Genomic DNA, 17,694 nt, shown 5'->3' with positions numbered 1-17,694 from the left:
GTGCGTGGGGGAAGGGTGGGTTTAGAGGGCATCCGACGCTCCGCGACGGACAGGGCATCGGCTGGCGCCGACTGAGCATCCTTGCTTCGCGGCGGACAAGGCCCCAGGCGCTCCGCGCCGGATGCGCGCTGGCGGGCTGCGCCCAGTGGGGATCCTCGGCTGCGCCGTTGGACAGGGCATCCTTGCTGCGCGTTGGACAAGGCATCCGAGCTTCGCCGGACGGGGCTGGCTGGTGGGTGGTTAGTTCAGGTAGCGGAGTTGGCGGGTTTTGTCGGTCTGCATTTGGTTGTGGGCGTCGGTGATGGTGGTGTGGTGAGCGGTTTCCGGGATGCCCACTTCCCACCATGCGCCTGCCTCGGTCCACGACGAGGGGTGGGTTTGGAGGGTGATTATTGCGGGGCGGTGTTCGCCGGTGGCGGCTTCGCGGGCTTTGCGGTAGGCGTCTGGTAGGTCGGTGAAGGTGGTGACTGGGAAGACGGCGCAGCCCATGGAGGCGGCGTGGGCGGTGAAGTCGGTGCGGGGTGGGGTGGTGTGCGAGGTGCGGACGTCGGGGTACATGTTGTTGAAGGGCTTGCCGCCCTGGCCGGTTTGCAGGCGGTTGATGACGGCGTAGCCGTCGTTGTCGCAGACGACCGCGACGAAGCCGTGGCCGGCGAAGGCGGCTGAGAAGAGTTCGGAGTTCAGCATGAGGTAGGAGCCGTCGCCCAACAGCGTTGTGACGACGCCGTTCGGGCGGGCGATCGCGGCGCCCCAGGCGCCTGCGAGTTCGTAGCCCATGCAGGAGAAGCCGTACTCGACGTCCATGGTGGACTCGCCGACGGCGCGCCAGCCGCCGATCAGCTCACCGGGCAGGCCGCCGGAGGCGGTCATGACGTAGTCCTCCGGGGTGCTGAAGTCGTTGATGACGCCGACGACCTGGGCGTAGGTCGGCAGGTCGGGTCCGGGGGTGCGGAGGCCGTCGATGTGCTCGTCCCAGCGGCAGCGCTCGACGACGGCCTCGTCCGCCCAGTGCGAGTCGGCCCGCCAGTCGCCCAGCAGGTCGGTCAGCTCGCGCAGGCCCTCGTCCGCGTCGGCGACCAGCGCCTGGGCGCCGTGCTTCACGGCGTCGAAACGGGCGGCGTTCAGGGTGATGATGCGGACGTCCGGGGAGAACACCGTCCACGAGGCGGTGGTGAAGTCCTGGAGGCGGGTGCCGACGGCGAGCACGACGTCGGCCGCGGCGGCGAGGACGTTGGCGGAGGTGGAGCCGGTGACGCCGAGCGGGCCCGCGTTGAGCGGGTGGTCGTGCGGTACGAGGGTGCGACCGGCGGTGGTCTCCACGATCGGGATCCGGTGTTGTTCGGCGAACCGGAGCGCGCGGCCCGCCGCGCCGGAGTAGCGGACGCCGCCGCCCAGCACCAGCAGCGGTTTGCGGGCGGCGGTGATGGCGTCCGCGGCGCTGCCGAGCGCGCGCAGGTCCGGGCGCTGGCGCTGCAACCGGTGGACGACGGGGTGGAACAGGGCGTCGGGGAAGTCGTAGGACTCGGCCTGGACGTCCTGCGGGAGCGCGAGGGTCACCGGGCCGCAGTCGGCGGGGTCGGTGAGCACCCTGGCCACCTGCGGCAGCGTGGACATCAGCTGCTCGGGGCGGGTGATCCGGTCGAAGTAGCGGCTGACCGCGCGGAACGCGTCGTTGACCGTGGCGCCGGGGTCGTGGAAGTGCTCGACCTGCTGGAGCACCGGGTCGGGGGCGCGGCCGACGAACGTGTCGCCGGGCAGCAGCAGGAGCGGCAGCCGGTTGGCGTGCGCGACACCGGCCGCGGTCACCATGTTCAGCGCGCCGGGCCCGATGGAGGAGGTGGCCACGCCGACCTGGCGGCGGTGGGTCGCCTTGCCGATGCCCACGGCGGCGAGCGCCATGCCCTGCTCGTTGTGCCCGCGCCACACCGGGAGCTGCTCGCGGACCTCCTCCAGGGCGTTGCCGACGCCGAGCACGTTGCCGTGGCCGAAGATCGCGAACACACCGGGGAACAGCGGCGCCTCCGAGCCGTCGAACAGCTCGGTGCGCTGCGCGAGCATCCAGCGGACCAGTGCCTGTGCCGTGGTGAGCTTCATGCCGATCGCCCCTTCGCGGTCGTCACGGGGCAGCGCGGGTCCAGGTCCTGCTCGGCCCAGCTGTCCCGGATCCAGGTGTGGGCCGGGTCGTCGCAGAACGCGAGCGAGCGCTCGGCGCCGGGCCCGGCCAGGACGTTCAGGTAGTACATGGGGTAACCGGGGGCGGCCACGCACGGACCGTGGTAGCCGCGCGGGATCAGGAAGACGTCGCCGTCGCGCACCGCCACGTCCTCGTCGACCTCCCCGTCACCGGTGTAGGTCTTGTGCAGCCCGAACCCCTCGCGCGACGGGGTCACGCCGTCGCGCCCGGCGATGCGGAAGTAGTAGACCTCCTCGTTGACCACCTCGCACGGCTCGGTGTCGTCGTGCTTGTGCGGCGGGTAGGAGGACCAGTTGCCGTCGGGGGTGATGAGCTCGCACGCGACGAGCTTGTCGGCGTGGTCCCAGACGCCGGGGACGCCGAAGTTGGTGACCTGCCTGGTCGCGTTGCCCGCGCCGCGCACCTCCACCGGCACGTCCTCGGCCGGGCCGTACCTCGGGGTGAGCCGCCGTTCGCAGCGGGCCATCGGCAGTGCCAGCTCGGCACCGGCCTCGGAGGTCAGCGTGACGCGGGCGTCCCTTGGCACGTAGGCGAAGTCGGTGACCCTGGTGAACACGGAGTCGCGGCCGGTCAGCTCGAACCGCTCGCCGCCGACCTCCACCACGCAGCCGCCCGCGAGCGGCAGCACGAACGCCTCGAACTCGTCGGTGTCGATCGTGCGGCTCTCCCCGGCGGCCAGCACCAGCACGCGCAGGCCGGTGTAGGTCCAGCCCGCCTCGGCCGGGCCGAGCCGGACGGGGTCGTCGCCGTAGGTGAGCGTCCCGTGTGGACGGTGCCAGCTCATGCCGTGACCTCCTCGTGGGCGGCGCGGAGCACCGCGGCCGCCGAGGCGACCGCGCCCGCCACGTCGCCGTCCGGCGGGTAGAGCAGGGCGCGGCCGACGACCAGGCCGCGCACGGTGGGGTGGCGCAGGGACCGGCCCCACGAGGCCAGGTCGTCCTCCGGGCGCGGGGACGGCACGCCGCCGAGCACCAGCGCGGGCAGCGTCGTGCTGCCCAGCGCGACCTCGGGGTCCGCGGGCGCGGGGAGCTTGAGCCAGGTGTACGCCGAGGTCACCCCGAGGCCCGCGGCGATCGCGGCGGCGCGGGCCAGCGACGCGGAGTCCTTGCGCAGCACCAGTCCGCCGGTCGCGTCGCGGTCGTAGGGCAGCGGTTCGACCATCGCCATCAGGCCGTGCTGCGCCAGCGCGGACACGGCCTGCGCGCAGCTCTCCAACGTCGGGGCGGTACCCGCGTCGGAGTCCACCAGGCGCAGCAGCATCTTGCCGCCGTCGAGCCCGTTGGTGGCGATGGACGCGGCGTCGTAACCGGTGAACCGGTCGTCGATCTCCCAGTCCGCGCCCGCGAGCCCGCCGCGGTTCATCGAGCCGATCACGACCTTCTCGTGCAGGCCGTCGAGCAGCAGCAGGTCCTCGACGACGTCGGGCGTGCCGAGCACGCCGTCCACGTCGGGGTTCTCCAACGCGGTGAGCAGCCGTTCCAGCAGCGAACGCCGGTCCGCCATGGCCATCGGGTCGCCGCCGACGCCGAGCGCGCCGCGGGCCGGGTGGTCCGCAGCGACCAGGAACAGCGTGCCGTGCTCGGACAGCAGGCTCTTGCGGCCGCGCCGGGCCTGGTAGGCCCGGCGGATCGAGCCGGGGTCGGTGGCGCGCGTGGTCAGCAGCTCCGCCCACCGCTGGTCGGTGATCACAGGTGCTCCTCGATCTCGTGCGGTTCGGGCATGGCGTCCGCGCAGGCCAGCCGGGACGCCACCAGCGCGCCCGCGACGTTGGCGTAGCGGGCGATCCGCACCGGGTCCCAGCCCGCGAGCAGGCCGTGCGCCAGCGCGCCGCCGAACGCGTCACCCGCGCCGAGGCCGCACACCACGTCGATCGGGTGCGGCGGCACGGTCCACGAGCCCTCGCGGGTCGCGACCAGCACGCCCTCCGCGCCCTTCTTCACCAGCGCGAGCTCCACCCCGCGGTCGAGGAGCCTGCGGGCGGCCTCGTCCGGGTCCGCCGTGCCCACGGCGACCTCGACCTCGGTCCGGTTGCCGACGGCCACCGTCACGTGGTCCAGCATCCAGCCGATCTCGCGCCGAGCACTGTCCACATCGGACCAGAACATCGGCCGGTAGTCGAGGTCGAGCACGGTGTGCGCCCTCCTCCCGCGGTGCTCCAGCACCTTGCGCTGGGTTCCCCGCGCGGGCTCGGTCGACACCCCCGTCCCGGTCACCCACAGCACCGGCACGTCCGCGACGACGTCCCACGGCACGTCGGACTCCACCAGCGTGAGGTCGGGAGCGACGGGCGAGCGGTAGAACAGCAGCGGCGGGTCCTCGGGTGGGTTGAGCTCGCAGAACACCACGGGCGTCTGGAGGTCCCGCGCCGTGCCGACGAACTCCGGCGAGACGCCGAACCCCGCCAGCGCCTCGCGCACGTAGTCGCCGAACCCGTCCGGGCCGACCTTGGTCAGCACCCCGGTCCGGCGGCCCAGCCGCGCGGCGGCGACCGCGACGTTGGTCGCGGTGCCCCCCAGGGACTTGGCGAACGTGCGCACGGCCGACAGCGGGACACCGCTCTGCTCGGGGTAGAGGTCGACACCGACACGACCGACCGTGAGCACGTCCAACGCCATCAGCCCACGTCCTCCTTGTCGACGACGCCATCGGAAGCCGCACCGGAAGCCTCCGGATCGACCTGGGCCGCGCGCAGCTCGTGCGACAGCGCGTCCAGCTCGGCGCCACCGGCCATCTGCCGGGTCAGCTCCTCGATGGAGATGTCGGCCTTGTCGTAGGACCCCAGCGAACGCCCCCGCTTGAGCAGCAGGAACCGGTCGCCGACCGGGTAGGCGTGGTGCGGGTTGTGCGTGATCAGCACGACGCCGAGACCGCGGTCGCGGGCCCGTGCCACGTACTTCAGCACCACCCCTGCCTGCTTCACGCCGAGCGCGGCGGTCGGCTCGTCCAGGATCAGCACCTTCGCGCCGAAGTGCACGGCCCGCGCGATGGCGACGCACTGGCGTTCACCACCGGACAGCGTGCCGACCGGCTGCTCCACGTCCCGCAGGTCGATGCCCATCTCGGACAACGCCTTCTTCGTCACCTCGCGGCCTTGCCTGCGGTCGAGCACCTTGAACGGCCCGACGCCCTTGGTCGGCTCGGAGCCCAGGAAGAAGTTGCGCCACACGCTCATCAGCGGCACCACCGCGAGGTCCTGGTAGACCGTGGCGATGCCGTGGTCGAGCGCCTCGCGCGGCGAGGCGAAGCTGATCTCCTCGCCCTCGACCTTGAGGCTGCCCCGGTCGTGCTGGTGCACACCGGCGAGGATCTTGATCAACGTGGACTTGCCCGCGCCGTTGTCCCCGAGCACGCAGGTGACCTCACCGGCGTTGACCACCGTGGAGACGTCCCGCAGCGCGATGACGCTGCCGTAGGTCTTGCCGATCCCACTGGTCTCGATCAGTGACGTCATCGCCGCACCCGTTCCGCTCGCCGCCGCAGGGCGTTGTTGACCAGCACCGCGGACAGCAGCATCACGCCGAGGAACAGCTGGAACCAGTCGCTGTTCCAGTTGGCGTAGACGATGCCCTGCCGCGCCATGCCGAAGATCAGCGCGCCGATGGCGGCGCCCACCGCGGAGCCGAAGCCGCCGGTGAGCAGGCAGCCGCCGATGACCGCCGCGATGATGAACTGGAACTCCAGGCCGATGCCCTGGTTCGCCTGCACGCTGGTGAACCGCAGGATGTTGATCGACCCGACCAGCCACGCCGCGAACGCCGTGGTCATGAACAGGAAGATCTTCGTGCGCATCACCGGCACGCCGACCGCGCGGGAGCTCAGCGCCGACCCGCCGACCGCGAAGATCCAGTTGCCGAACCTGGTGCGCACCAGGACGGTCGAGGCGACCACCGTGAACAGGATCCACCAGACGATGGAGATGTAGAACGACGTGCCGCCGAAGGTGAACGTCGACGCGAACAGGAACCCGGCCGACGAGTAGCCGTCGGTGGAGCGCATCCCGGACACCTGCACGGTGCCGGTGACGGCCCGCGTGATGCCCAGGTTGAGGCCCTGCAACGCGAGGAACGTGCCCAGCGTGACGATGAAGCTCGGCAGCCCGGTCCGCATCACCAGCCACCCGTTGAGCGCACCGACGCCCAGTGCGAACAGCAACGACACGAGCAGGGCGAGCCAGACGTTCCAACCGAGCTGGGTGGAGAGGATGGCCGTGACCAGCGCGGTGGACGCGGTCATGACACCGGCGGAGAGGTCGAACTCACCGCCGATCATCAGCAGCGACACGGCCACCGCCATGATCCCCAGCGTCGACGCGTCGTCGAGCCAGGTCGCGACACCGCCGGGGCTCAGGAACTGCTCGGTGACGACCGAGAAGAACAGGAACACCAGCAGCGCGCCGAGCAGCGAGCCGATCTCCGGTCGCACGACCAGGCGGTCGAGCACCCCTGGCTTGCCGACGCGCTCGTCGGCCGGTGGAGCTTGCGCCGCCACGGACATCTCCCTCCCTCCAGCCGGGTTTCTAGCGGGTTCCGCGCTTGGCGTATTCCTCGACCTTGTCCACGTTGGACTTGTCGACGAAGCCGGGACCGGTCAGCACGGGCTGGCCACCGCCGACGGTGTTCGCGTTGTCGTGGTAGAGCTTCAGCATCACGATCGGCAGGTAGCCCTGCTCGTACTGCTGCTGGTCCACGGCGAAGAGCACGTCGCCTGCCTTGATGCCGGAGACCACGTCGGCGTTGAGGTCGAAAGTCGCCACGGCCGCCTTCGAGGACGCGCCCTTGACCGCGCTCGCGGCGTTGACGGCGACCTGTGGGTTGAGCGCCAGCACGGCGTCGATCGACGAGTCGGTCTGCAGCGCGCCCTTGATCCGGGCCTCGATGTCTGTCGGGTTGTTGATGTCGACCTGGAGGTTCGTCACGGTGCCGCCGAACCCGGTCTTCGCACCGTCGCAGCGCTGGTTGAGGCCGATGTTGCCCGCCTCGTGGATCACGCAGAGCAGCTTGGTCTTGCCCGCTTCCTTGAGCTTCTTGCCCGCCTGCTCGCCCGCGATCCCCTCCTCCTGGCCGACGTGCGCGAGCGCGCCGAACGACGCGCTCTTGTCACCGCCGGAGTTGATGGTGATCACCGGGATGCCCGCCTTCACGGCGGCGTCGATCGACGTCTTCAGCGCGTCCGGGTTCGCCATCGACACGACCAGGCCGCCGACCTTCTGCGACACCGCGTTGTCGATCAGCTTGGACTGCGCGCCGGGGTCGCCGTCGGAGTTGTAGTCGACCGTCACGCCGAGCGCCTTGCCCGCGTCGGTCGCGCCGTTCTTGACCACGTTCCAGAACGTGTCACCGGCCGAGCCGTGGGTGACCACGGCGACCTTGAGCGGTCCGCCGCCGGTGGCGGAGCCGGTGTCCGGGCTGCCGGAGCTGCTGGTGTTGTTGCTCGCGGCGGGACCGCTGCACGCGGCCAGCAGTGCGACGGCGGCCATCCCGAGGCCTACGCGCAGAGCACTTCGTCTTGCAGAGCGGACAGACGTCATCGTCCCTAGCCCTTTCCGGTGATCTTGTTGAGGTGCGCGAGGCTGCGCGCGGTGTCCAGCACCGGGGTGTCGGCGGGACCGCCGTCACCGAGCGCGGTGTCCTGCTCGAGGACGAACCAGCCGGTGTAACCCGCCTCCTGGACGAGCTCCACCAGCTCCTCGATGTCGACGTCACCGTCGCCGAGGGGGACGTAGATGCCCTCCTGGACCGCGGCGGTGTAGCCGACCTGCCCGCCGCGCACCTTCGCCGCGATGTCCGCGCGCACGTCCTTGAGGTGCACGTGGCCGACGCGGTCGGGGTGGCGGCGGACCAGGTCCACCGGATCCGCGCCACCGATGAGCAGGTGGCCGGTGTCCAGGCAGAGCTTCAGCTCGGAGTCCGCGAGGAACCGCTCGACCTCGGCGGCGCGCTCGACGTGCGTGCCCACGTGCGGGTGCAGCACCGTGCGCAGGCCGTGCCGCGCGGCGATGTCGGAGATCTTCGCGGACGTCTGGATCAGCGTGCGCCACTGCTCGACGGTCAGGTCGGGACGCTCGTCGTAGCCCTCCAGCCCGGTCGCGGCGGCCAGCACGAGCACCTCGGCACCGCCCGCGGCCAGCAGCGCGGCGACCCGTTCGGCTTCCTCCACGGTGGACGGGACCCGCGGCGGGTCGTGCAGCACGACGGCGAGGAACCCCGCGACGAGGCTGAGGTTGTGCTCCGCCAGCAGCGCGCGCAGCGCCTCCGGGTCGGCGGGCAGGTAGTCCGGCGGCCCGAGCTCGGTCGCGGTCAGCCCGAGCGACGCCATCTCGCCCAGCACCCGCTCTGGCTCCAGCACCCGCCCCCAGCCGGGCACCTCGCACACGCCCCAGGAGATGGGGGCGCCGGCGATCTTCATCATTCGGTGTCCCCTGTCAGCCGGACCGGTGCGCCGGAACGCCGGGAAGCCTCGCACGCCTCGGCGAGCCGGAGGCTGATCAAACTCTCCCGCGCCGGGGACGGGTTCGCCACTTCGCCCGCGACGACCTGCGTGAACACCGACATCTCGTTGAGGTAGGCGCGGTGGAAGCGCTCCGGGAAACCGGGGTAGGCGTCGTCGGCGACGACGGGGCCGCCGGGCTCCAGCGAGGTCAGCGGGGTGCGGGCGTCGACGCCGACGGCGAGCGAGTCCTTGCTGCCGAGCACCTCGATGCGGTGGTCGTAGCCGAGCGGGTCGTGGCGGCCGCCCGCGAGGGTGGCGTGGGCGCCGCCCGCGAACTTGAGCAGCACCACGGCGTTGTCCACGTCGTCGGCGTCGGCGAACGCCTGGTGCACCAGGACGGAGCCGGACGCGTAGACCTCGACCACCGGTTCGCCGACCAGCCACGGGACGGCGTCCAGGTCGTGGATGAGCAGGTCGCGGAAGATGCCACCGGACGCGGGCAGGTAGCCGAAGTCCGGTGGCTGGGCGTCGTTGCCGACGGCGCGCACCAGGTAGACGTCGCCGACCTCGCCCGCGCGGATGCGCCGGTGCAGCTCGAAGACCGCCGGGTCGAACCGGCGCTGGAACCCGACCAGCACCTCCACGCCGGAGGCCTCGACGTCGTCGACCAGCGCGCGCATCGCGTCGAGGTCGCTCGCGATCGGCTTCTCGCACAGCGCGGGCACCCCGGCCGCCAGCGCGGCGCGCAGCAGCGTCGGGTGGGTGTCCGTCGGGGTCGCCAGGAGGACGCCGTCACTCGCCGTGAGCAACGCGTCGAGGTCGTCCACGGCCTTCGTGCCGGGCAGTCCGGCCGACGCCTGCGCCGCGCGACCTGGCACCGGGTCGAACAGGAGGACCTCGTCCACCCGGTCCAGCGAGGCGAGGTTGGTGGCGTGCATCGTGCCGATCCGGCCGACTCCAGCGACTCCGATCCGCATGCGGAGGGTCTCCGTCCTGGTAGGAGGTCTGTGGCGTTAGAGCGCTCTATTGGTTGGAGCGCTCCAATGCTGTAGCTTCCGTCACACGGGTGTCAAGGGGGCGTTTCCTGCTCGTGACCGGCGGACGAGGGAGGTGGCGGTGGCCAGACCGACCATGGAGGACGTCGCCAAGCGGGCGGGGGTGTCCAGGGCACTGGTGTCGCTGGTGATGCGGGGATCACCGAAGGTGAGCGAGCAGCGACGCACCGCGGTGCTGCGGGCCGCCGAGGAGCTGGGCTACTCCCCGCACGCGATGGCCCGCTCGCTGGCCAGCCGCACGTCCACCGTGCTGGGCGTGATGGTCTCCGACCTGCACAACGCCTTCTTCGCCGAGGTGGTGGACGGCCTCGACTCCGTCGCCCGCGAACAGGGTTTCGAGCTCATCATCAACACCGGCGGCCGCAGCCCGGCCAGGGAGCGGCGCGCGCTGGACAGCCTGCTCTCGTTCCGCCCCGCGGGGTTGGCGCTGCTCAGCCCGGTCGTCCCGACCGCGGCCATCAGCACCGCCGCCGACCACCTGCCGATCGTCCTGGTGGCCAGGTCGTCGCGGGTGTCGACGGTCGACACCGTCAACGACGACGGCGAGCAGGGCGTCGGGCTGGCCGTCGACCACCTCGTGTCGCTTGGTCACCGCGACATCGTGCACCTCGACGGCGGCGAGGGCAGCCAGGCGGGCCCGCGGCGGCGCGGCTACGTCAGCGCCATGGCCAGGCACGGCCTGGACCCGCGGGTGGTCGACAGCGAGTACACCGACACCGCGGGCGCCAGGGCGGTCCAGGAGCTGCGCGGCGGCGGCCGGATGCCCACGGCCGTCATCTCCTGCAACGACTTCAACGCCGTCGGCGCCATCTCCGCGCTGGAGGAGGCCGGGCTCGGCGTGCCGGGGGACGTCTCCGTCGTCGGCTACGACAACACGTCGCTGGCGGCGCTGCGGCACGTCTCCCTCACCACGGTCGACCAGCCCCGCAACGAGATGGGCAGGCTCGCCGCCGAGGCGCTGCTGCAACGCGTGCGCGGCGAGCGCACCGACCCCGTCCGCCACCTCCTGCACCCGTCATTGGTAGTCCGCAGCACGACCGCACCCCCAGGAGGAGCGTCTTGAGCCCCACCACGCCGCACTGGATCGACGGCGCCCGCACCGCCGGGGTGTCGACCCGGACCGGTGACGTGTTCAACCCCGCCACCGGTGAGGTCACCAAGCAGGTGGGCCTCGCGGACCAGGCGGACGTCGACCTGGCGGTCGGCTCGGCGCTGAAGGCCGCCGCCTCCTGGTCGGAGTCCTCGCTGACGACCCGCACCCGGATCCTGTTCGACTACCGCCAACTGCTGCACGAGCACCGCGACGAGCTGGCCGCGATCATCACCGACGAGCACGGCAAGGTCCTCGACGACGCCGCGGGCGAGGTGCAGCGCGGCCTGGAGGTCGTCGAGTTCGCCTGCGGCATCCCCCAGCTCCTCAAGGGCGAGCACTCCGAGCAGGTGTCACGGGGTGTGGACGCGTACTCGGTGCGCCAGCCGCTGGGCGTGGTCGCGGGCATCACCCCGTTCAACTTCCCCGTGATGGTCCCGATGTGGATGTTCCCGGTCGCCATCGCCAGCGGGAACACCTTCGTGCTCAAGCCCTCCGAGCGCGACCCGTCGGCGTCGGTGCGGCTGGCCGAGCTGTTCGGCGAGGCGGGTCTGCCCGACGGCGTCCTCAACGTCCTGCACGGCGACGCCTTCGCGGTCAACGCCCTGCTCGACCACCCGGACGTCGCCGCCGCGTCGTTCGTGGGCTCGACCCCGATCGCCCGGCACGTCTACGCGCGCGGCACGGCCGCGGGCAAGCGCGTGCAGGCGTTGGGCGGCGCCAAGAACCACATGGTCGTCCTGCCCGACGCCGACCTGGACGTGGCGGCGGACGCGGCCGTGTCGGCCGGGTACGGCAGCGCGGGCGAGCGGTGCATGGCCATCTCCGTCGTGGTCGCCGTGGGCGACGCGGCCGACGAGCTCGTGGCGAAGATCGCCGAACGCACCGCCGGCCTGACCACCGGTCCCGGAACGGATCCCGCCTCGCAGATGGGCCCGCTCGTCACCGGCGTCCACCGCGACAAGGTCAAGTCCTATGTAGACGGTGGCGAGGCCGCGGGCGCGACGCTGGTGGTCGACGGCCGTGGTCACGCCCCCGAGGGCCACGAGAACGGCTTCTGGCTCAAGCCCAGCCTGTTCGACCACGTCACCCCGGACATGGCGCTGTACCGCGACGAGATCTTCGGCCCGGTGCTCGTCGTCGTCCGGGTGCCCACGTTCGAGGCCGCGGTGGAGCTGGTCAACGCCAACCCCTACGGCAACGGCACGGCCGTCTACACCGGCGACGGCCTGGCGGCCCGCGAGTACCAGCGGCGGGTGCACGTGGGCATGGTCGGCATCAACGTCCCCATCCCGGTCCCGATGGCCTACTACTCCTTCGGCGGCTGGAAGGACTCCCTGTTCGGCGACACCCACGTGCACGGCGCCGAGGGCGTCCGCTTCTACACCAGGGCCAAGGCCGTCACCGCCCGCTGGCCCCGTCAGCACGGCGTCGACCTCGGCTTCCCGACCCACGGCTGAAGCGCTCCCCGGTTCCACCGCACGAGGGGCGCGGTGGAACCGGGGAACCGTCAGACCTCGACCCTCTCCTCCTCGGGGGAGGACGGCTTCTCCGGCCGCACCAGCTTCCGGATCAGCGGGAAGAACAGCAGCACCGCGACGACCGCGTAGACGACGATCGAGAACGGGGTGTTCACCAGCCCGACCAGGTCGCCGTCGGACAGCTGGAGCGCCCGCCGCATCTGCTGCTCGGCGGCCGGTCCGAGGATCACCCCGATGATCGCGGGCAGCACCGGCAGCCCGTACCGGCGCATCACGAACCCGAGCACGCCGATCACGAACATCACCAGCAGGTCGAACACGTCGGCGTTGACCGCGTAGGCCCCGACACTGGCGAAGAACAGGATCCCGGCGTACAGGTAGGGCCGCGGGATCCGCAGCAGCTTGGCCCACAGCGGCGCCAGCGGCAGGTTCAGCACCAGCAGCAGCGTCAGTCCGATGAACAGCGACGCGATCAGGCCCCACACCAGCGAGGACTCGCGCTGGAACAGCAGCGGACCCGGCTGGATCCCGTACTGCTGGAACGCCGCCAGCATCACCGCGGCCACCGCCGTGGTCGGCAGGCCGAGCGTCAGCATCGACACCAGCGTCCCCGCGGCCGACGCGCTGGCCGTGGCCTCCGGCCCGGCGACCCCCTCGATCGCGCCCTTGCCGAACTCGTCGCGGTGCGCCTTCGACAGCCGCTTCTCCGTGACGTAGGACAGGAACGTGGGGATCTCCGCGCCACCGGCCGGGATCGCGCCGAACGGGAACCCGATGAACGGCCCGCGCAGCCACGGCTTCCAGGCGCGCTTGAGGTCCGCCCTGCCGAGCCACGGTCGTCCCACCGGGATGGGCGCGGCGACGTTGCGGCGCAGGTGGGCCGCGACCCACAGCGACTCGCCGACGGCGAACAGCGCCACCGCCACGATCACCACGTCGATGCCGTCGGCCAGGTGCAGCGACCCGAACGTCAACCGCTGCTGCCCGGTCATCTCGTCCAGCCCGACGAGCCCGATGGTCAGCCCGATCAGCAGCGAGGCGAACCCGCGCACCCGCGACGCGCCGAGCACCGACGTGACCGCGATGAACGCCAGCACCATGATCGCGAAGAAGTCCGGCGCGCCGATGTCGACCGCGTACTTCGCCACCGTGGGCGCCAGCAGCACCAGCGCGGTCGTGCCGATGATCCCGCCGACGAAGTGCCCGATGGCCGCGGCGGCCAGCGCCTGCGCCCCGCGTCCCTTGCGCGCCATGGGATTCCCGTCGATGGCCGCGACGACCGCCGCGCTCTCCCCCGGTGTGTTCAGCAGGATCGACGTGGTCGACCCGCCGAACATCCCGCCGTAGTAGATGCCTGCGAACATGATGAACGCCCCGGTCGGCTCCAGCCCGTAGGTCACCGGCAGCAGCAGCGCCACCGCCATCGCGGGCCCGATGCCCGGCAGCACGCCGATGGCAGTCCCGAGCAGCACCCCCAGTGCCGCCAGCGCGAGGTGCGTCGGCGTCAACGCGGTGGCGAACCCGCCCATGAGATCGTCGAACACCTAGAGCACCCCCATCAGCGGGCCGCCCGGCAGCGGGACCCCGAGCAGGTTGTTGAACACCAGGAACGTCGCCACGGACAGCCCGGCGGCGATCAGCGGGTCGCGCACGAGGTCGCGGCTGCCCAGCGCGTAGGCCGCGCCCCAGAACAGGACCGCTCCCGACAGCGGGAACCCGACGACGCCGATCAGCGCCGCGTTGGCCAGGAAAGCCCCGCACAGCAACAGCACCGTCCGCCAGTCCGCCGGTGCGGCGAGGTCGACGTCCTCGCCGCCCTCGGCCTCGCCCCGGCCGCCGCGCAGCACGTCCCGCGCCAGCAGCACCGCCACCACGAGCAGCAGCGACCCGACCAGGATCGGCACCGCCTTCGGCCCGACGGGCCCGCGCTGGGCGAAGTCGGTGTGGATCCGCAGCGCGTCGGTCAGCACGAGCACACCCAGCACCACGAGCACGGCGGACACCCCGAGCTCGGAGCGCTCCTTCAGCCACGCGTTCATGCCAGCCCCAAGTCCTTCAGCACCGTCGCCACCCGTGTGTTCTCCTCTTCCAGGAAGGTCCCGAACTCCTCGCCCGGCGCGAACGCGTCGGTCCACCCGTTGCGCCGCACCGCCTCCTGCCACTGCGCGGTCTTGTGCAGGGTGGTGAACAGCCCGACCAGCCGGTCGCGGTCGACGTCCGAGATCCCCGGCGGCGCGACGATCCCGCGCCAGTTGCTGAACTTCACGTCGACCCCGGACTCGCCCAAGGTCGGCGCGTCCACGCCGGGGATGCGGTCCGCGCTGGTCACCGCGAGCACCCGCAGCGTCCCGGCCTCGATCTGGTCGCGGTACTCGCCGATCCCGGACACGCCGAAGGCGACCTTCCCACCGAGCACCGAGGCCAGCAGCTCGCCGCCGCCGTCGAACGGGATGTAGTTCACCGTCCGCGGCTCGATCCCCACCGCCTTGGCCATCAGCATCGGCGCGAGGTGGTCGGGTCCGCCGGGCGAGGAGCCGCCGCCGACCGGCACCGCGCCCGGATCCGCCTTCCACGCCGCCACCAGCTCGGCCAGCGTCCGGTACGGCGACTCCGCGCCGACCACGACGATGTCCGGCTCCTCGATCAGCTTCGCGACCGGTGTGGTGTCCAGCAGCGAGGACGGCGCCTTGTTCGTGTAGACGCTCCCGACGACGCCGAGCCCCATCGACATGATCAGCTTGCCGTTGCCGCGCTCGGCCACCGTCCGCCCGAGCCCGACCGTGCCGCCCGCGCCGGGCAGGTTGAACACTTCGGCGTTGCGCAGCAGGTCCGCGTCCTCCATGGCCTTCGCCGCCGTGCGCGCGGTGATGTCGTACCCGCCGCCCGGCGCGTTCGGCACGAGCACGCGCAGCCCGCGCAGCTGACCCGTGGCACCGCTGTCGCCACCGGGTGTGAGCAGCGGCGGCACGACGACCACGGCCACGAGCGCCGCCCCCGCCGCCAGCCAGTTCCCCATTCGCACCGCGACCTCCGCCTCTCCCGCACCTGGACCGGGATGTTGCCCGCGTGTTAACCCGAAGTCCCGATTGCGGGCTTAGCGGTTCTTTTGGTCTTTGTGGTCACGCGCACCACACCCCCCGACGTCCTAATGTCACTCCCACGTGAACGGGCGGGAGGTGCGATGGGCGGCCGGGGAACGCTGGCAAGGCAACTGCTCGCCTGGCAACTCGTAGTCGTCGTGGCCCTGCTGTGCGCGGTGGGCGCGCTGTCGGTCGTCCAAGCGGGTGCGAACTTCACCACCACCGAGGGTCGCCGGATGCTGTCCGTGGCCGAGGACGTGGCCGCGACGGCCGGGGTGCGGGCCGCGCTGGCCGACCCCCTGCGGCACTACGCGCTGGCGCCGTTCGCGGAGAGCGGGCGCAGCCTGTCCGGCGCCAGCTACGTGATCATCGCCGACGCCTCGCGGCGGGTGCTGACCTCGCCCGACCCCGCCCAGGTCGGCCAGCCGCTGGACGTCGGCGGCAGCACCGCGCTGAGCGGGCGGTCGTGGGTCGGCGAGCTGGGCGGCGCGATCGTGGCGCACGTGCCGGTGATGGGCGACAGCGGCCAGGTGCTCGGCGTGGTCGCGGCGGGCCAGGAGTCGCCGGGGTTCTTCGAGGGCGTGCTCGACTCGCCCGGCGACGCCCTGCGGCTGCTCGGCATCGCGCTGGCGATCGGCGTGGTCGGGTCGCTGCTGCTCACCAGGCGGGTGAAGAAGCAGACCCTCGGCCTGGAGCCGCGCGAGATCACCGAGCTGGTGGAGCACCGGGAAGCACTGCTGCACGGCATCAAGGAAGGCGTGGTCGGCCTCGACCCGCAACACCGGATCACGCTCGCCAACGACCACGCCCGCTCCTCCCTGGGCCTGCCCGCGGACTGCGTCGGCCGCGCGGTCGCCGACCTCGACCTCGACGACCGGCTCCAGGACGTGCTGACCGGCCGCGCGACGGGCGCGGACCAGCTGGTGATGCGCGGTGGCAACGTGCTGACCATGAACCGGATGCCGATCGCCGTGCACGGCGTGGAGGTCGGGTCCGTGGTGACGCTGCGGGACCGGACCGAGCTGATGGTGCTCCAGAACGAGCTGGACGCGAACCGGCACGCCACCGACACGCTGCGGGCGCAGGCGCACGAGTTCAGCAACCGGCTGCACACGATCTCCGGGCTGATCGAGCTGGGCGAGTACGACGAGGTCCAGGGGTTCGTGAACCGGATCAGCTCGTCGCAGGGGCAGTGGCAGGCCGAGGTCGGGTCCCGCGTCGACGACGCCGCCGTGGCCGCGCTGCTCGTCGCGAAGTCCAGCCTCGCCGCCGAACGCGGCGTGGGCCTGCGGATCGACCCCGACAGCCACCTCGGCGAGGTGGACGAGGTGCTGTCCACGGACCTGGTGACCGTGCTGGGGAACCTGGTCGACAACGCCCTGGACGCGCTGGCGGGCGCCCGCGGGTGGATCGAGGTCTCGGTGCACGAGGACGACGGCGAGGTCCTCGTGGTCGTCCGGGACTCGGGACCGGGCGTGGCGCCGGAGATCGCCGAAGAGGTGTTCAAGAACGGCTTCACGACGAAAGCCGCCGAACAGGGGCAACGCGGGCTCGGCCTGGCCCTGACCCGGCAGACGTGCCTGCGGCGGGGTGGCGCGGTGCGGGTGCACAACGACGAGGGCGCGGTCTTCACCGCCCGGCTGCCGAGGGAGGTGTCGGTGTGATCCGCGTGCTGGTCGTCGACGACGACTTCATGGTGGCGAAGGTGCACAGCGGGTACGTGTCGCGGACACCGGGGTTCGAGGTCGTCGGGGTGGCGCACACCGGGGCGGACGCGCTGCGGCTGGTGCGGGAGGTCCGACCGGACCTGGTGCTGCTGGACATCTACCTGCCGGACCTGGACGGGCTGGAGGTCCTGCGGTCGTTGCGGGCGCGCGGGGACGAGGCCGTCGACGTCATCGTGATCACCGCGGCGACGGACGTGGAGACCGTGCGCGGTGCGATGCGGGGCGGGGTCCTGCACTACCTGATCAAGCCGTTCGAGTTCGGGGCGCTGCGGGACCAGCTGGCGCACTTCTCGGCGCTGCGCAGGAAGTTGGACGGGTTGGGGGCTGCCGGGCAGGCCGACGTGGACCAGGTGTTCGGGGCACGGCCGGGCAGCGCGGCCCCGGTGCTGCCGAAGGGGCTGACCGCCCAGACCGCGACCCTCGTGGAACGAGCGCTGCGCGCCAGGCTGGACGGGCTGTCGGCGTCGGAGTGCGCCGAGGTGACGGAGCTGGCGCGGGTCAGTGCGCGGCGGTACCTGGAGTACTTCGTCGGGATCGGGAAGGCCGAGGTCCGGTTGCGCTACGGCGGGACCGGACGGCCCGAACGGCAGTACGTGTGGCTGGGCGGCGACGCCCGCTAGGGCGTGTGTCGAAGTCTC

Annotated in this window: 16 protein-coding genes; 4 read left to right on the top strand and 12 right to left on the bottom strand. The window is 71.9% G+C overall.

Features of this window, described 5'->3' with window-relative positions; genetic code table 11:
• Positions 1-240: 240 nt before the first annotated feature.
• Genes iolD through CLV43_RS43250 form a run of 9 tightly spaced genes read right to left on the bottom strand, consistent with a single transcriptional unit; the run spans position 241 to position 9,600 of the window.
• Positions 241-2,094, bottom strand: a complete 1,854-nt coding sequence (gene iolD, locus CLV43_RS43290; protein ID WP_106196227.1) for a 3D-(3,5/4)-trihydroxycyclohexane-1,2-dione acylhydrolase (decyclizing) — start codon at positions 2,092-2,094, stop codon at positions 241-243.
• On the bottom strand, positions 2,091-2,978 hold the full coding sequence (iolB, locus tag CLV43_RS43285) for a 5-deoxy-glucuronate isomerase (RefSeq protein ID WP_106196225.1): 888 nt from the start codon (positions 2,976-2,978) through the stop codon (positions 2,091-2,093). Before iolB ends, iolD begins: the two co-directional genes overlap by 4 nt.
• A complete protein-coding gene (locus CLV43_RS43280; RefSeq protein ID WP_106196223.1) occupies positions 2,975-3,883 on the bottom strand; it encodes a Cgl0159 family (beta/alpha)8-fold protein in 909 nt (302 codons plus the stop codon). Before CLV43_RS43280 ends, iolB begins: the two co-directional genes overlap by 4 nt.
• Entirely contained in the window at positions 3,880-4,809 is a 930-nt protein-coding gene (gene iolC / locus CLV43_RS43275; RefSeq protein WP_106196222.1) for a 5-dehydro-2-deoxygluconokinase, read from the bottom strand. Before iolC ends, CLV43_RS43280 begins: the two co-directional genes overlap by 4 nt.
• Positions 4,809-5,645, bottom strand: a complete 837-nt coding sequence (locus CLV43_RS43270) for an ATP-binding cassette domain-containing protein (RefSeq protein ID WP_106196220.1) — start codon at positions 5,643-5,645, stop codon at positions 4,809-4,811. Before CLV43_RS43270 ends, iolC begins: the two co-directional genes overlap by 1 nt.
• Entirely contained in the window at positions 5,642-6,688 is a 1,047-nt protein-coding gene (locus CLV43_RS43265; RefSeq protein ID WP_106196218.1) for an ABC transporter permease, read from the bottom strand. Before CLV43_RS43265 ends, CLV43_RS43270 begins: the two co-directional genes overlap by 4 nt.
• 22 nt (positions 6,689-6,710) lie before the next feature.
• Complete coding sequence (locus CLV43_RS43260) at positions 6,711-7,670, bottom strand: sugar ABC transporter substrate-binding protein (RefSeq protein WP_245887469.1); 960 nt, start codon at positions 7,668-7,670, stop codon at positions 6,711-6,713.
• 56 nt (positions 7,671-7,726) lie between these two features.
• Complete coding sequence (locus CLV43_RS43255; RefSeq protein WP_425445802.1) at positions 7,727-8,599, bottom strand: TIM barrel protein; 873 nt, start codon at positions 8,597-8,599, stop codon at positions 7,727-7,729.
• A complete protein-coding gene (locus CLV43_RS43250; RefSeq protein ID WP_106196212.1) occupies positions 8,599-9,600 on the bottom strand; it encodes a Gfo/Idh/MocA family protein in 1,002 nt (333 codons plus the stop codon). The genes CLV43_RS43255 and CLV43_RS43250 overlap by 1 nt, the downstream gene beginning before the upstream one ends.
• Before the next feature lie 139 nt (positions 9,601-9,739).
• On the opposite strand from CLV43_RS43250, the gene CLV43_RS43245 reads away from it, so the two are divergent.
• On the top strand, positions 9,740-10,741 hold the full coding sequence (locus CLV43_RS43245) for a LacI family DNA-binding transcriptional regulator (protein WP_106196278.1): 1,002 nt from the start codon (positions 9,740-9,742) through the stop codon (positions 10,739-10,741).
• Entirely contained in the window at positions 10,738-12,228 is a 1,491-nt protein-coding gene (locus tag CLV43_RS43240) for a CoA-acylating methylmalonate-semialdehyde dehydrogenase (RefSeq protein ID WP_106196210.1), read from the top strand. Before CLV43_RS43245 ends, CLV43_RS43240 begins: the two co-directional genes overlap by 4 nt.
• A 50-nt stretch (positions 12,229-12,278) precedes the next feature.
• Here the strand turns inward: CLV43_RS43240 and CLV43_RS43235 are convergent, their stop codons facing one another.
• From CLV43_RS43235 to CLV43_RS43225, 3 genes are read right to left on the bottom strand one after another with little or no spacing between them, the layout of a single operon-like run.
• Complete coding sequence (locus CLV43_RS43235) at positions 12,279-13,778, bottom strand: tripartite tricarboxylate transporter permease (protein WP_106196276.1); 1,500 nt, start codon at positions 13,776-13,778, stop codon at positions 12,279-12,281.
• A gap of 15 nt (positions 13,779-13,793) precedes the next feature.
• A complete protein-coding gene (locus CLV43_RS43230; RefSeq protein ID WP_106196209.1) occupies positions 13,794-14,288 on the bottom strand; it encodes a tripartite tricarboxylate transporter TctB family protein in 495 nt (164 codons plus the stop codon).
• Complete coding sequence (locus tag CLV43_RS43225) at positions 14,285-15,265, bottom strand: Bug family tripartite tricarboxylate transporter substrate binding protein (RefSeq protein WP_106196207.1); 981 nt, start codon at positions 15,263-15,265, stop codon at positions 14,285-14,287. The genes CLV43_RS43230 and CLV43_RS43225 overlap by 4 nt, the downstream gene beginning before the upstream one ends.
• A 165-nt stretch (positions 15,266-15,430) precedes the next feature.
• Here CLV43_RS43225 and CLV43_RS43220 point away from each other — a divergent pair, with 165 nt between their 5' ends.
• Entirely contained in the window at positions 15,431-16,993 is a 1,563-nt protein-coding gene (locus CLV43_RS43220) for a sensor histidine kinase (RefSeq protein ID WP_106196205.1), read from the top strand.
• A complete protein-coding gene (locus CLV43_RS43215; protein WP_106196203.1) occupies positions 16,990-17,676 on the top strand; it encodes a response regulator in 687 nt (228 codons plus the stop codon). Before CLV43_RS43220 ends, CLV43_RS43215 begins: the two co-directional genes overlap by 4 nt.
• The last annotated feature ends 18 nt before the right edge of the window (positions 17,677-17,694 follow it).

This window comes from Umezawaea tangerina, from assembly GCF_003002815.1.
In the GTDB taxonomy this organism is placed as follows: Bacteria; Actinomycetota; Actinomycetes; order Mycobacteriales; family Pseudonocardiaceae; genus Umezawaea; species Umezawaea tangerina.
The sequence above is the reverse complement of the archived record's forward strand: the minus strand, read 5'-3'. Positions and strand labels throughout refer to the sequence as shown.